Genomic DNA, 14,047 nt, shown 5'->3' on the forward strand with positions numbered 1-14,047 from the left:
TCCCTGAAACCGGATCACTGCCATGTCACCCCTGAAAGTCGAATTCTTCCACGATGTCGTCTGCGGCTGGTGCTTCGTCCTCGCCCCGCGCCTCAAGCAGTTGCAGGACGAACTCAACCTGGACATCCAGCACCGCAGCTTCATCCTGCAGACCAGCCGCGAGGCGATGGTCGAGCGCTTCGGCTCAATGCCCAAGGCCAAGGAAACCATCCTCAGCCACTGGCTGTCGTGCTCGCGCGCCGAGGACATCAAGCGCATCAACATCGAAGCCATGCGCCAGCAGGACTTCGAATACCCCACCGGCCTGCTCTCGGGCCTCGCCTGCCAGACCGCCAAGGCGCTGGGCGGCAACGAAGGCCACGAGCGTATGTTCGACCGCCTGCAGGAAGCCCACCTGGTGCAGGCCCGCAACATCGGCGACCGCGCCACCGTGCTGGCCGTGGCCGCCGAGGCCGGCTTCGACCCGCAGGCCTTCGCCACCGCATTCGACCAGCAGGCCCCGCAGATGCTCGATGAAGAGCTGGCCCTGGGCCGGCGTCTGGGCATCAGTTCGGTGCCCAGCCTGGTGATCGATGGCCGTTACCTCATCCCCGGCGCCCTGAGCCTCGAGCAGCTGCGCCAGACCTTCATCCAGGTCCGTGCCAACCAGAACCAGGCGCAAGGAGCCGCCCAATGAAAAACCGTTACTGGATCGCCGCCGGCACTTCCCTGTCGTTGCTGGCCATGGCCCTGCTGCCCGCCCCGGCAGTGGTGGCCAACGACGCCCCCGCCGCCCAGGCCAACGCCACCCCGGTGGCGGTCGCCCGGGTGCAGTCCGGCCCCATGCCGCAGGTGCTCAGCGCCGTCGGCACCCTGGAGGCGGTGCACCAGGTCAATGTCTCGCCGGAAGTCGGCGGGCGCATCACCGCCCTGGAGTTCACCGCCGGCAAGGCCGTGGCCGCAGGCCAGGTGTTGGTCAAGCTCAACGACGCGCCCGAGCGCGGCGAGCTGGCCAAGCTGCAGGCCCAGGCCAAGAACGCCAAGCTGGCCCTGGAACGCACGCGCAAGGTGCTGCCGCTGGCCTCCACCCAGGCCCAGTTGGACCAGGCCCAGGCCAACTATGACCAGTTGCTCGGCGAGATCGCCCAGGTCCAGGCGCAGATCGCGCAGAAGACCATCCGCGCCCCGTTCGCCGGCGTGCTGGGTATCCGCAAGGTCAACCTCGGCCAGTACGTCAGCCCCGGCGACAGCCTGGTGACCCTCACCGAGCTGTCGCGCCTGCACGTCAACTTCCCGCTCCCCGAGCAGTCCGCCGCCGCCCTGCAGGCCGGCCAGGCCATCACCCTCAAGGTCGACGCCTGGCCGCAGCAGCGCTTTGTCGCAGCGGTGACCACCCTGGAGCCGCAGATCGACCCGGGCGCCCGCTCCATGCAGGTGCAAGCGACCCTCGACAACCCCGGCCAGCAACTCAAGCCGGGCATGTTCGCCAACGTCAGCATCGAGCTGCCGAGCCACGCCGACGTGCTCAGCGTGCCGGAAACGGCGATCAGCTACAGCGCCTACGGCAACTCGCTGTACGTGCTGCGCGAGAAGGACGGCGCGCTGCGCGTGGAGCAGGTGTTCGTCAAGCTCGGCGCCCGTCGCGACGACCGCGTGGTGGTGCTCGACGCACTGACGCCGGGCGACCGCGTGGTGGTGTCCGGGCAGATCCGCTTGAGCAATGGCATGCCGGTGCGGGTCACCGACGACACCCTGGCCGCCAGCACCACGCGCAAGCCGGACCTGGCCCAGCAGTAATGGGTTTGCGTGCCACTGAAAAGGACCTGTAGCACCATGAAATTCACCGACCTGTTCATCCGCCGCCCGGTACTGACCCTGGTGGTCTGCGCGATGATCGTCATGCTTGGCCTGCTGGCGCTGCTGAACCTGCCGATCCGCCAGTACCCGCAGCTGGAAAGCGCGACCATCACCATCACCACCGAATACCCCGGCGCCCGCTCGCAGCTGATGCAGGGCTTCGTCACCCAGCCCATCTCGCAAGCCGTGGCCTCGGTCGACGGCGTCGACTACCTGAGCTCGACCTCGACCCAGGGCAAGAGCGTGATCAGCGTGCGCCTGAAGCTCAACGCCGACTCCAACAAGGCCCTCACCGAGATCATGGCCGCCGTCAACCAGGTCAAGTACCGCCTGCCCGAAGGCGCCTACGACTCGGTGGTGGCCAAGTCCTCCGGTGAAGGCACGGCGGTGATCTACGTCGGCTTCTCGAGCAAGGACATTGGCCTGCCGGCGATCACCGACTATATCTCCCGCGTGGTGCAGCCGCGCCTGGCGGCCATCGACGGCGTGGCCGAAGCGCAGATCCTCGGCGGCCAGAAGCTGGCCATGCGCCTGTGGCTGGACCCGGCGCGCATGGCCGCGCGCAACCTGTCGGCCAGCGACGTGGCCGAGGCCATCCGCCAGAACAACTTCCAGGCCGCCCCCGGCCAGACCAAGGGCCAGTACGTCTCGGCCAACATCAACATCAACACCGACCTGACCAGCGTCGACCAGTTCCGCCAGATGGTGGTGCGCCGCGACGGCGACACGCTGATCCGCCTGAGCGACATCGGCACCGCCGAGCTCGGCGCCACCTCCTATGACACCAGCGGCATCATGGACGGCGAGCCGGCGGTGTTCATCGGCCTGCACGCCACCCCCGCCGGCAACCCGCTGACCATCGTCGGCGCGGTGCAGGAGATGATGCCGCAGATCCGCGAGACCATGCCGCCGGGCATGACCGCCAACATCGTGTTCGAGGTGGCACGCTTTATCCAGGCGTCCATCGATGAAGTGGTCAAGACCCTGATCGAGGCCGTGGTGATCGTCGCCGTGGTGATCTTCCTGTTCCTCGGCTCGCTGCGCAGCGTGCTGATCCCGCTGGTGACCATCCCGCTGTCGCTGATCGGCGCGGCGGCGATCATGAGCCTGTTCGGTTTCAGCATCAACCTGCTGACCCTGCTGTCGATGGTCCTGGCCATCGGCCTGGTGGTGGACGACGCCATCGTCGTGGTGGAGAACGTCCACCGCCATATCGAGGAAGGCAAGTCGCCGTTGCAGGCAGCCTTGGTCGGCGCCCGCGAGATCGCAGGCCCGGTGATCGCCATGACCCTGACCCTGGCCGCGGTGTACGCCCCGATCGGCCTGATGGGCGGGCTGACCGGCGCGCTGTTCAAGGAATTCGCCTTCACCCTCGCCGGCGCCGTGGTGGTGTCCGGCGTGGTGGCGCTGACCCTGTCGCCGGTGATGAGCGCCTTCCTGCTCAACCGCCAGGCCAGCGAAGGGCCGATGGCCCGTGGCGCCGAGCGCTTCTTCCAGTGGCTGGGCAAGGGCTACGGACGCGTGCTGGACGTGTCCCTGCACCACCGCTGGCTGACCCTGGCAATTGCCGCGGCGGTGTTCGTCAGCCTGCCGATCCTCTACCTCGGCGCCCAGCGCGAACTGGCGCCGGTCGAGGACCAGGCCCAGGTGCTGGCGGTGGCCAAGGCGCCGCAGTACGCCAACATCGACTACACCGAGATGTACGCGCACCGCATGGACCGCCTGTTCGCCACCTTCCCGGAAACCGACATCACCTGGGTGGTCAACGGCAACGACGGCCCGCGCACCGCGTTCGGCGGCGCCAACCTGAGCACCTGGGAAAAGCGCCAGCGCAGCGCCGACCAGCTGCAGGCCGAGATCCAGAAAGCCGTCGGCGAGATCGAGGGCGTGGCCATCTTCGCCTTCCAGCTGCCGCCGCTGCCCGGCTCCACCGGCGGCCTGCCGGTGCAGATGGTGATCCAGAGTTCCCAGGACCACCGCGTGGTGTTCGACGCCATGGACAAGATCAAGCAGGCGGCCATGGCCAGCGGCCTGTTCGCCGTGGTCGACAGCGACCTGGACTTCAACAGCCCGCTGGTCAACATCAACATCGACCGCAGCAAGGCCAACGACCTGGGCATCAGCATGCAGGCCATCGGCGACGCCCTGGCGGTGCTGGTGGGCGAGAACTACGTCAACCGCTTCGCCCTCGACGGCCGCTCCTACGACGTGATCCCGCAGGTGGCACGGGCCCAGCGCCTGTCGGCGGAAATGCTGGTCGGCCAGTACGTCAAGGCCGCCAACGGCGCCCAGGTGCCGCTGTCGACCCTGGTCAGCTTCGACATGTCGATCGAGCCCAACAAGCTGACCCAGTTCAACCAGCTCAACTCGGCCACCCTGCAGGCGGTGCCGGCGCCGGGCGTGAGCATCGGCGACGCCGTGCAGTTCCTCGCCGCCCAGGCCAATGCCCTGCCCACCGGCTTCAGCCATGACTGGCTGTCCGATGCGCGCCAGTTCGTCCAGGAAGGCAGCGCCCTGGTGGTGACGTTCATCTTCGCCATCCTGGTCATCTACCTGGTGCTGGCGGCGCAGTTCGAAAGCCTGCGCGACCCGCTGGTGATCCTGGTCAGCGTGCCGATGTCGGTGTGCGGCGCGCTGATCCCGCTGTACCTGGGCTACGCCACGGTAAACATCTACACGCAGATCGGCCTGGTGACCCTGGTCGGCCTGATCAGCAAGCACGGCATCCTCATGGTCGAGTTCGCCAACGAGCTGCAGCAGGCCGACCAGCTCGACCGCCGCACGGCCATCGAGCGCGCCGCGCAGATACGCCTGCGGCCGATCCTGATGACCACCGCGGCCATGGTGGTGGGCCTGGTCCCGCTGCTGCTGGCCAGCGGCGCCGGTGCCCACAGCCGCTTCAGCCTGGGCCTGGTGATCGTCATCGGCATGCTGGTCGGCACGCTGTTCACCCTGTTCATCCTGCCCACCGTGTACTCGCTGCTGGCCAAGGACCACCGCGCCAGCGAAGACCCACGCCTGCAGGAACTGGCCGCCTACACCCAGCCGGCCTGACCCCTTCGCCCGCCCTCCCCTGTGGCAGCCGTGATCGGCTGCCCCTGGGAGCGGCCGGCCCGGATAAAGAGAAACGACATGCTACGTAAGACCCTTCTGTCCCTGCTGTTCCTGGCGCCCCTGGCCCAGGCCGTTGCCGCCGAGCGTGCGACGCTGATGTCGGTGTACGCCCAGGTGGTCGAGCACAACAGCGACATGGCCGCCGCCCGCGAGAACTACCTGGCCCGCCGCGAGGCCGTGCCCCTGGCCCGCGCCCGCCTGCTGCCGCAGGTGGCCCTGGATGCCGAGGCCGGCGACGTGCGCAGCGACCGCCGCCAGGTCGAACAGCGCAGTGGCAGCCTGTACCGCCTGAGCCTCGACCAGCCGCTGTTCGACCTCAGCCGCTGGTTCGACTTCAAGGCCGCGCAGTCCGAGAACGAACAGGCCGAACTGGACTTCTCGGCGTTCCAGCAGCAACTGATCCTCGACACCGCCAGCCGCTACTTCGACACCCTGCTGGCCGAGGACAACCTGGCCACCGCCAAGGCCGAGCTGCGCGCCTTCGACCGCCAGTTGCAGCAGACCCGGCTGAGCTACGAAGCCGGCCTGTCCGACCAGAACGACATGCTCTCGGCCCAGGCCAGCTTCGACCGCGCCAGCGCCAACCTGATCGACAGCCAGCGCCGCAGCGAAGACGCCTACCAGGCGCTGATGCGCCTGACCGGGCAGGCGCAACCGGCATTGGCCGGGATCCGTCACAGCCTGCCGGTGCAAGCGCCGGTGCCCGCGCGCGCCGAGGCCTGGGTCGAACAGGCCATGGCGCAGAACCTGCGCCTGCGCGCCAGCCAGGCCGCCGTCAGCCAGGCCGGCCAGACCCTGCGCAGCAGCAAGGCCGATCACCTGCCGACCTTCAACCTGGCCATGGGCTACGCCGAGGGCGACAGCGACCTGATGGATTCCAGCGCGCACTTCGGCCAGCGCTCCGGCAACCAGCGCGACAGCTCGGTGATGGTGCAGATGAAGCTGCCGCTGTTCAGCGGCGGCGGCACCAGCGCGCGGGTACGCCAGGCCACCCATGAGCTGGCGCGCACCGAGTACGGCCGCACCAGCCTCGAACGCGAGGTGCTGGAAGGGTCGCGCAACGCCTTCCGCGCGGTGGTCAGCGATGTCGAGCAGGTGCGCGCGCGGCGCCAGAGCATCATCTCCAGCCAGGGCTCGTTGCGGGCCACCGAGGCGGGGTATGAGGTGGGCAGCCGCAACATCGTCGATATCCTCGATGCCCAGCGCGACCTGTACAACGCGGTGCGCGACTACAACGTCTCGCGCTATGCGTACATCGTCGACAGCCTGCGCCTGAAGCAACAAGCCGGCAGCCTGAGCCCGGATGACCTGCGTGAGCTGGCGGGGTATCTGAAGCTGGACTACGAGCCGGAGCGGGATTTCCTGCCGAGTGATTTGCGCGGGTAAGGTATTGGCAACACCGGCCCTATCGCGGGGCAAGTCGCAGCGGCGCACCGGCGCTGCGACTTGCCCCGCGATAGGGCCATCGGATCAACAGCGGCGGTTCATACCAAGCTCCATGTCATCGATCAACGCCTTGGCCATGGCGCTCAACATGCGCGCTGCGCTGCCCGCCATCAGGTCGCCTTCCATCTCGGCCTCGCAGGTGAGGTGGCGAATGCAGCCAAGCAGCACCGACAACTCGCTGAAGGCATCCGCGAAGGGAATGCCCGGCTCGACCTTGAACAGGTCCATGCAGCGGGTCCGGCCTGCGGTACGTGCGTTGGTCATGGCTGCACCTCTGGCTTGTGTTCGAGCAAGGCACAGGCCAGCTGGCCGAGGTAGTCGCTGGCGGCGAACAGACGGTCCTGGGCTTCGCCAGGGTCGGTCTTGAAGTAGATATCGAGGACATCGGAAATGGCGGTGGCCACTTCGACGGCGGCAGCCATGGCTTCTTCGCGGGTGAGGGTCGGGCGGATAGCGATGAAGGGGGCTAGACGGGGTGGGTCTGGGACGATCTTTTTCATGGTCAACACTCCTGCGCAGTTCAAGAATGCTGCCCTCCGGCGCCTTTCTCACGGGACAAAGGGTGGCAGCCGTGCACGGGGTGAGAAACCGAGGCGCAAGAGAAACTCGGCCAGACCGAAGTCTGCCCGGGCACGGCTGCCATAACTGGATTGCCGATACTTTACGCCTCGGGTTCTCACACCCGGTCACCTGATATGGCGACCCAGTGAAGTTATCCGTGGGGTATTTCCCCGACAACGCAGCAGCTTCCGGCAAGCGCGTAGGATAGTTCCCAAGCTTTGCCGGCTGAAGCATTTGGTTTCAGGTTCGGAAACATCTGACAGTGTTCGAGATGGCCGGGGCTGCTGCGCAGCCCTTTCACGACACAAGGCCGCTCCCACAGGGACCGCGCCATGGCAGAACCGGCACATATCCTGTGGGAGCGGCCTTGTGTCGCGAAAGGGCCGCGTAGCGGCCCCGGCGAGCTAAAGCCAAACGCTGACTCAGAACACCTTGAACGGCGGGGACCTGGAATCGACACCGCAATGAAGCGCACATCAAGCTGCCCCAACAATCACCCCGGCCGATACTCCCGACACCGCTCCCGCAGTATCTGCGCCAGCAACCGCACCTCGGGACTGTGCCGGTACTCCTCGGGATACCCCATGTACATCGGCACCTCCCGCTCCCGCTGATGCTGCAGGTTGACCCGCACCAACCGCCCTTGCGCCAGCCCCTGCTGCACCCGATGCTCCGGCAACCAGGCAAAGCCCATCCCCCGCTCGACGAAGCTCTCGGCCGCCGCCAGGCTGCTCACCGTCCAGCGCTGCGAGGTCCCCAGCCAGCCACTGTTCTGCGAATTGCGCGTGCCGGAATCGCGGATCACCACCTGCCGGTGGTTCTTCATGTCGTCCAGGCTCAACTCCCCCTGCGCCGCGCTCAGCGGGTGGCTGGCCCCCACCACGCAGACCAGCGAGACATTGAGCAGGAACTCCTGCAGGTAACCGGAAGGCAGGCTGCTGGCGATGCCCAGCTCGACCTTGCCATCCTCCAGCAGCTCGCGGGCCCCGGACAATGCCGTTTCGTACAGGCGGATACGGTGATCCTTGTACTCCAGGGCAAACTCCTGCAATGCCTGTTGCAGCAATTCGATGGGGAACAGCACATCCACCGCCAGCGCCTGCTCGGTAAACAGCCCCGGCTGGTACTGGTTGGCCAGGTGTTCGAGCTTCTGCGCCGCCCCCAGCAGGTGCTTGGCCTGGGGCAGCAGGGCCTTGCCCAGGGAGGTGAGTACGGCCTTGCGGCCTTCGATGATGAACAGCTCCTGGCCCAGGAGCATTTCCATGCGGTTGACCGAGTGGCTGATGGCCGACTGCGACTTGTACATGTGCTCGCCGGCCTGCTGGAAACCGCCGCACTCGACCGTGCAGACGAACGCGCGCCACTGATCGAGACTGATCTTGGAAAACACCATCACCTCCTTGTGTACCCGAAAACCGGGCGACGAATCCTGTGTCCTGCGGCGTTGTACCACAGCTGCGCACGACACATGAAGACCATGCCGCGATGCACGCACTTTTTGTCACTATTCGCCCAGGCCACTTCGTGCGACAACAACGTCCCGGACAGTGTCCGGCACTAATGGATGAATAATGGACAAGGAGCGTCCCCCATGCAGAGATGCACACGCGATACGGCCTAAACCAACAGCCGGAACAACACGGCAAAGTATGCGGCGATAACGCCATAAAATTTTCATATTAATTTAATTGAAAATTTTAATTGCCATATTGTTCAACACCCTCTCCCAAACCTTTATGGAAGCCGCGTGGCAGCACGGGGCCTGCGCCTGCGCGCACTAAAAAACGCATAACTTAATAGCCAAAAAAACCATGAACAGGCGTCATCAATCCCATCGGAATTATTCGCTTTTTTTGGCAAAAGCTTCAGCCGCAATAATTAAATGGCCAGCAGGGACTGGCACCGGAACAACAAGACCGGTTGTGTATTTTGGGATTTTTTCAACAGTGAAAAATAATTGGGCATACACATGAAAATCGGCATTGATGATATTGGGCTGTCTGTACCGCAACACTTTTTCGCACTGGAAGAACTTGCCGAACGGCATGGTATCGATCCGCAGAAGTACCTGGTCGGCATCGGCCAGGAGTTCATGGCCGTGCCGGCCCCTGACGAAGACATCGTGACCCTGGCGGCCAACGCCGCCCTGCCGCTGCTCGATGACGCCACCCGCGCCTCGATCGCCACGGTGATCCTCGCCACCGAGAGCGGCATCGACCAGTCCAAGGCCGCCGGCCTGTTCGTCCACAGCCTGCTCGGCCTGCGCGCCGACTGCCGCGTGGTGGAGTTCAAGCAGGCCTGCTACGGCGCCACCGCCGGCTTGCAGATGGCCCGCGCACTGGTCGCCCAGCGTCCTCACGAAAAGGTGCTGGTGATCGCCACCGACATCGCCCGCTACGAGCAGAACTCCGAGGGCGAATGCACCCAGGGCGCCGGCGCCGTGGCCATGATCGTGGCCGAGAACCCGCGCCTGCTGGAGCTGCACCCGCACCAGGGCCGCTACAGCCTGGACGTCTCGGACTTCTGGCGGCCGAACCTGCGCAGCACCGCGCTGGTCGACGGCAAGCTGTCGATCGAGGTCTACCTGGAGTCGCTGCGCAACGCCTGGCAGAGCTACCGCGCCGACGGCGGCCTGGGCCTGGAAGACATGAGCTTCCTGTGCTTCCACCAGCCGTTCACCAAGATGGCGAAGAAGGCTTTCTCGGTGTTCGAGGCGATCGAGCCTGAAGCAGCCAAGGCCCTGGGCGAGAAGGCCTACTCCACCAGCCAGCTGTACGGCAAGGCCATCGGCAACTGCTACACCGCCTCGCTGTACATCGCCCTGCTGTCGCTGCTGGACAACAGCGACGAGGACCTGACCGGGCGCAACATCGGCCTGTTCAGCTACGGTTCGGGCAGCGTCGGCGAGTTCTTCAGCGCCACCGTGGTGCCGGGCTACCAGGCCCATTCGCGGCGCAAGGCGCATGCGCGCATGCTGGCCAGCCGCACCCGCCTGGGCCATGAGCAGTACAGCAGCTGGTTCTACGGCGACAACCAACCGGCCGTGGCCGACTACAGCACGCCGTACGTCACCGGCGGCGCGTTCCGCTACGGCGGTTGCGAGGGCTATCGCCGTCAGTACGAGAGCACCGCCCTGTCCCTGAAGATGGCGAGCTGACGACCATGAGCGACGTGCTGCTGAGCTGGCCGCAACCCGCGGTCGCCTGCCTGACCCTGAACCGTCCGCATGCCGGCAACGCCCTCGACGAGGCCCTGCTCGGGGCCTTGCACGAGCAGCTGCAGGCCCTCGCCGAGCACCCGGGGCTGCGCGCCCTGGTGCTCGACGGCGCCGGCGAGCACCTGTGCACCGGGGCGGACCTGGAGTGGATGCGCCGCAGCCGCGAGTTCGACCATGCGCGCAACCTGGAGGACGCCAGCCTGCTGGCCAACGTCCTGCAGCGCCTGGACGATTTCCCGGTGCCGGTGCTGATGCTGGCCCGCGGCGCGGTGTTCGGCGGGGCTTTGGGCCTGCTGTGCTGCGCCGACCACGTGCTGGCCGCCGAGGATGCGCGGTTCTGCTTCAGCGAGGCGCGCCTGGGCCTGGCCCCGGCCTTGATCAGCCCCTACGTGGTGCGCGCCATGGGCGTGCGCCAGGCACGGCGCTACATGCTCTCGGCCGAGGTGTTCGGCGCCGAGGACGCGCTGCGCCTGCAGCTGGTCCACCGCCTGGTGCCCGCCGCCGAGCTGGCGCAGGCCCGCGACCGCTGGCTGGCCACCCTGCTGCAGACCGGCCCCCAGGCCAGTCGCGAGATCAAGCAGATGCTGGCGCGCCTGGCAGGCCGCGACCACCTGCTCGACGAGCAGGGTTGCAACCTGCAACTGATCGCCCGCCTGCGCACTTCCAGCGAGGGCCAGCACGGTCTTGCCGCCTTCTTCGAACGCAGCCGCCCCGACTGGGCGCAATGAACCCTGGGTGCGCGGACCACGAAGCCCGCGCCGTTCCGGCGTCGCCGACGACGCCCGACCTATGAGAAAAGGATTTTGCCATGTGTGGTTTCATCGGTGTCTACCAGTCCAAACGCAACAGCATCAGCGACCAGTCGATCCTCGACGCCCTGGCCGCCATCAACCACCGCGGCCCGGACGAGCACAGCCTGTGGCGTGACCCGGGCGAGCGCGCCGTGCTCGGCCACACCCGCCTGAGCATCATCGGCCTGGACAACGGCATGCAGCCGATCGTCGCCGACGAAGGCGACCTGGCGGTGATCGTCAACGGCGAGTTCTACGACCACGAGCGCATCCGTGCCGAACTGCAGGCCGAAGGCGCGATCTTCAAGACCGCCTCGGACAGCGAAATCGCCCTGCACCTGTACCGCCGCTCCGGCATGGCCGGGCTCAAGGAGCTGCGCGGCGAGTTCGCCATGGTCCTGTTCGACCGCCGTCGCCGCCTGATGCTGGCGGTGCGCGACCGCCTGGGCATCAAGCCGCTGTTCTACACCCAGCATGAAGGCAACTGGTACTTCGCCTCCGAGATCAAGGCCCTGCTGGCCGCCGGCGTCAACCCGACCTGGGACGAGAACGCCTACGCCAGTCGCGCCTTCTACCTGCGCGACCACACCCTGTTCGAAGGCGTGCGCAGCGTACAGCCGGGCTGCTGGGTGATGGTCGACCACGGCGGCCTGCACAGCGGCCGCTACTGGGACATGGAATTCGCCCGCCGCGACACCCCGGCGCCGAGCGACGAGGCCGGCATGATCGAATCCGTGCGCGCCGCCATCGAAGAAGCGGTGCGCCTGCGCCTGCGCGCCGACGTGCCGATGGGCGTGTACCTGAGCGGCGGCATCGACTCCTCGGCGATGCTGGGCATGGCCACCGCCCTCAAGGGCGAGCCGCTGGACGCCTTCAACCTGTCGTTCACCGACATGGACGACTACGACGAGAACCGTTTCGCGCGCATGGCCGCCGAGCACAACGGCGCGCGCTTCCACACCATCGAGATCACCCAGGACGACCTGGCGGACAACTTCGAGCAGGCCGTGTGGCACAACGAGACGCCGTTCTTCAATGCCCACGGCGTGGCCAAGTACATCCTCAGCAAGGAAGTGCGCAAGGCCGGCCTGAAGGTGGTGCTGACCGGCGAAGGCGCCGACGAAGTGTTCGCCGGCTACCCGCACTTCCGCCGCGACATGCTGCTGTACAACAACGAACAACAAGACCCGAAAGTCATCGACCTGCTGCGCCAGCGCATCCAGGCCAACGAGCAGGGCTACACCAACGCGCACATGCCCCACGACATCCACTGGATGGTCGACCAGCTCAAGCACGGCGTGTCGTGGCTGGACAACCAGGCCGGCTGGTTCAAGGCCCTGGAGAGCCTGTACCGCGGTGACTTCCGCGACCACTTCACCGGTGTCGACCCGTATCGCCAGTTCTTCGACCGCCTCGACCACGGCAAGCTCGCCGACCGCGACCCGGTGCACAACTCCATGTACCTGTGGGCCAAGTCGTACCTGCCGAACTTCGTCCTCACCACCCTGGGCGACCGCATGGAGATGGCCAACAGCATCGAAGGCCGCGTGCCGCTGCTCGACCACCACGTGGTCGAACTGGCCTGCCAACTGCCGGTGTGGATGAAGGTGCGCGGCGCCACCGAGAAGTACGTGTTCCGCGAAGCCATGCGCCCTTACCTGCCCAAGGCCCTGTACGAGCGCAAGAAGCACTACTTCCGCGCCCCGCCGGCCACCCTGCAGCAGCAAGGCCGCCTGTGGCAACTGGTGCAGGACACCCTGCACAGCCGTGACCTGGACGCCCTGCCGTTCTTCGACGCGGCCAAGGTCCGCACCCTGCTCAAGCAGCTGCCGACCCTCAGCGCCCAGGAACAGGGCCTGCTCGACCCGATGCTGATGGAGCTGACCAGCCTGTGCCTGCTGCAACGCCGCTACCGCATGAGTGGCCAGAGCTGGAACACCTTGAACGAGGTGGCCGCATGAAGATCGCGATCATCGGCGCCGGCCTCAATGGCTTGGCCTGCGCCCTGATTCTCAAGCGCTTCGGCCTCGAGGCCACGGTGTACGAGCGGGCCAATGGCCCGCGCGACTCGGGCACCGGTATCTACGTCTGGCCCCAGGGCGTGCAGGTGCTGCGCTTCCTGTTCAACGACACCGGGTTCATCGGCCGCGGCAAGGCCATCGAGTTCCTCGACACCCATGGCCGCGACGGTCGCCTGATCCACAGCCAGCCGGTGCGCCCGGACGGCCTGGGGATCCCGGCGCCGGCGGTGATGTTCCCGCGTCCCGAGCTGTTCGGCCTGCTGCGCGAACGCCTGGCCCCCGGGCAGATCCGCTACCAGATGGGCTGCGAGAAGGTGGAGAAGGTCGGTGAACAGGCACGGGTCACCTTCAGCAATGGCGAACAGGAAGACTTCGACCTGGTGATCGGCAGCGACGGCGTCGGTTCCACCGTGCGCCAGTGCCTGGAACCGGGCCTGACGCCCTACGACACGGGCCTGGTGGCCAGCCGCGGCATGGTCGAGTTCGACTCGCCGCTGCTGCTGCCCGACCGTTGCCAGATCTTCGCCTCGGAGTTCTCGCGGGTGGTCACCTACCCGCTGGCGGCCGACCGCCCGTACCGCTACTGGTTCGCCGCCTACCAGCACCGCAACCAGCCGCTGCTCGACCGCGACGGCCTGGTGCGGCTGTTCGCCGACCTGCCGCCGGATGTGGTGCGGATGATGGAGGCCACCGAGCACGAGCAGATCCTCACCCACAAGATGATGGCGCTGACCGGCGCCGGCTGCTGGCAGAACGGCCGCGTGGTGATGCTTGGCGACAGCATCCACGCCATGCTGCCGACCCTCGGCTACGGCCTGACCCTGGGCCTGGAGAACGCCTTCATGCTCGCCCAGGCCCTGGTCGGCTGCTGCGACGAGCGCCTCGACAGCGCCCTGCAGCGCTACGAGATCCGCGCCGCCGAGCGCTCGCGGGTGATGCTGGAAGTGATGCGCGACATGACCGACCTGTACTACTTCGAGGAGGACAGCGCCATGACCTCCTCGCGGATCCGGCCGATCGTCGAGCGCTTCCACGACCTGGCCCTGACCACGGTGTTCTGA

General features: G+C 66.6%; 11 protein-coding genes. 8 read left to right on the forward strand and 3 right to left on the reverse strand.

What is annotated here, in order from left to right:
* The first annotated feature begins 22 nt into the window (after positions 1–22).
* The 4 genes from K5H97_RS20200 to K5H97_RS20215 all read left to right on the forward strand — a co-directional run bounded on the left by K5H97_RS20200 (position 23) and on the right by K5H97_RS20215 (position 6,336).
* Positions 23–676 (forward strand): DsbA family oxidoreductase, encoded by a 654-nt coding sequence (locus K5H97_RS20200; RefSeq protein WP_028692828.1) that lies wholly within the window; start codon positions 23–25, stop codon positions 674–676.
* The gene (locus tag K5H97_RS20205) at positions 673–1,776 is read left to right on the forward strand and encodes an efflux RND transporter periplasmic adaptor subunit (protein ID WP_051555770.1); all 1,104 of its coding nucleotides are present in this window, start codon (positions 673–675) and stop codon (positions 1,774–1,776) included. The genes K5H97_RS20200 and K5H97_RS20205 overlap by 4 nt, the downstream gene beginning before the upstream one ends.
* 36 nt (positions 1,777–1,812) lie before the next feature.
* Entirely contained in the window at positions 1,813–4,890 is a 3,078-nt protein-coding gene (locus tag K5H97_RS20210) for a MexW/MexI family multidrug efflux RND transporter permease subunit (RefSeq protein ID WP_028692827.1), read from the forward strand.
* Positions 4,891–4,968: 78 nt separating this feature from the next.
* Positions 4,969–6,336, forward strand: coding sequence for a TolC family outer membrane protein (locus K5H97_RS20215; RefSeq protein ID WP_036986828.1), 1,368 nt, complete (start codon positions 4,969–4,971; stop codon positions 6,334–6,336).
* Between the two features lie 84 nt (positions 6,337–6,420).
* On the opposite strand, the gene K5H97_RS20220 is transcribed toward K5H97_RS20215, so the two are convergent.
* From K5H97_RS20220 to K5H97_RS20230, 3 genes are all read right to left on the reverse strand, one after another.
* A complete protein-coding gene (locus K5H97_RS20220) occupies positions 6,421–6,660 on the reverse strand; it encodes a DUF3077 domain-containing protein (protein ID WP_028692826.1) in 240 nt (79 codons plus the stop codon).
* Positions 6,657–6,896 carry a hypothetical protein gene (locus K5H97_RS20225; RefSeq protein ID WP_036986827.1) on the reverse strand — a complete coding sequence of 80 codons (240 nt, stop codon included), beginning with the start codon at positions 6,894–6,896 and terminating at the stop codon, positions 6,657–6,659. Before K5H97_RS20225 ends, K5H97_RS20220 begins: the two co-directional genes overlap by 4 nt.
* 554 nt (positions 6,897–7,450) lie before the next feature.
* On the reverse strand, positions 7,451–8,347 hold the full coding sequence (locus K5H97_RS20230; protein WP_052896062.1) for a LysR family transcriptional regulator: 897 nt from the start codon (positions 8,345–8,347) through the stop codon (positions 7,451–7,453).
* 579 nt (positions 8,348–8,926) lie between these two features.
* On the opposite strand from K5H97_RS20230, the gene K5H97_RS20235 reads away from it, so the two are divergent.
* From K5H97_RS20235 to K5H97_RS20250, 4 genes are all read left to right on the forward strand, one after another.
* Positions 8,927–10,114 carry a hydroxymethylglutaryl-CoA synthase gene (locus K5H97_RS20235; protein WP_028692825.1) on the forward strand — a complete coding sequence of 396 codons (1,188 nt, stop codon included), beginning with the start codon at positions 8,927–8,929 and terminating at the stop codon, positions 10,112–10,114.
* Between the two features lie 5 nt (positions 10,115–10,119).
* A complete protein-coding gene (locus tag K5H97_RS20240; RefSeq protein ID WP_028692824.1) occupies positions 10,120–10,902 on the forward strand; it encodes an enoyl-CoA hydratase-related protein in 783 nt (260 codons plus the stop codon).
* An 80-nt stretch (positions 10,903–10,982) separates the two neighbouring features.
* The gene (gene asnB / locus K5H97_RS20245) at positions 10,983–12,926 is read left to right on the forward strand and encodes an asparagine synthase (glutamine-hydrolyzing) (RefSeq protein ID WP_028692823.1); all 1,944 of its coding nucleotides are present in this window, start codon (positions 10,983–10,985) and stop codon (positions 12,924–12,926) included.
* A complete protein-coding gene (locus K5H97_RS20250) occupies positions 12,923–14,047 on the forward strand; it encodes an FAD-dependent oxidoreductase (RefSeq protein ID WP_028692822.1) in 1,125 nt (374 codons plus the stop codon). The genes asnB and K5H97_RS20250 overlap by 4 nt, the downstream gene beginning before the upstream one ends.

The organism is Pseudomonas mosselii (assembly GCF_019823065.1).
Taxonomy (GTDB): domain Bacteria; phylum Pseudomonadota; class Gammaproteobacteria; order Pseudomonadales; family Pseudomonadaceae; genus Aquipseudomonas; species Aquipseudomonas mosselii.

Bases quoted from the DNA above. Each gene is read 5' to 3' on its own strand.
- K5H97_RS20215 (WP_036986828.1), top strand. From the start codon at position 4,969: ATGCTACGTAAGACCCTTCTGTCCCTGCTGTTCCTGGCGCCCCTGGCC.
- K5H97_RS20220 (WP_028692826.1), bottom strand. From the start codon at position 6,660: ATGACCAACGCACGTACCGCAGGCCGGACCCGCTGCATGGACCTGTTC.
- K5H97_RS20200 (WP_028692828.1), top strand. From the start codon at position 23: ATGTCACCCCTGAAAGTCGAATTCTTCCACGATGTCGTCTGCGGCTGG.
- K5H97_RS20240 (WP_028692824.1), top strand. From the start codon at position 10,120: ATGAGCGACGTGCTGCTGAGCTGGCCGCAACCCGCGGTCGCCTGCCTG.
- K5H97_RS20235 (WP_028692825.1), top strand. From the start codon at position 8,927: ATGAAAATCGGCATTGATGATATTGGGCTGTCTGTACCGCAACACTTT.
- K5H97_RS20250 (WP_028692822.1), top strand. From the start codon at position 12,923: ATGAAGATCGCGATCATCGGCGCCGGCCTCAATGGCTTGGCCTGCGCC.
- K5H97_RS20225 (WP_036986827.1), bottom strand. From the start codon at position 6,896: ATGAAAAAGATCGTCCCAGACCCACCCCGTCTAGCCCCCTTCATCGCT.
- K5H97_RS20210 (WP_028692827.1), top strand. From the start codon at position 1,813: ATGAAATTCACCGACCTGTTCATCCGCCGCCCGGTACTGACCCTGGTG.
- K5H97_RS20205 (WP_051555770.1), top strand. From the start codon at position 673: ATGAAAAACCGTTACTGGATCGCCGCCGGCACTTCCCTGTCGTTGCTG.
- asnB (WP_028692823.1), top strand. From the start codon at position 10,983: ATGTGTGGTTTCATCGGTGTCTACCAGTCCAAACGCAACAGCATCAGC.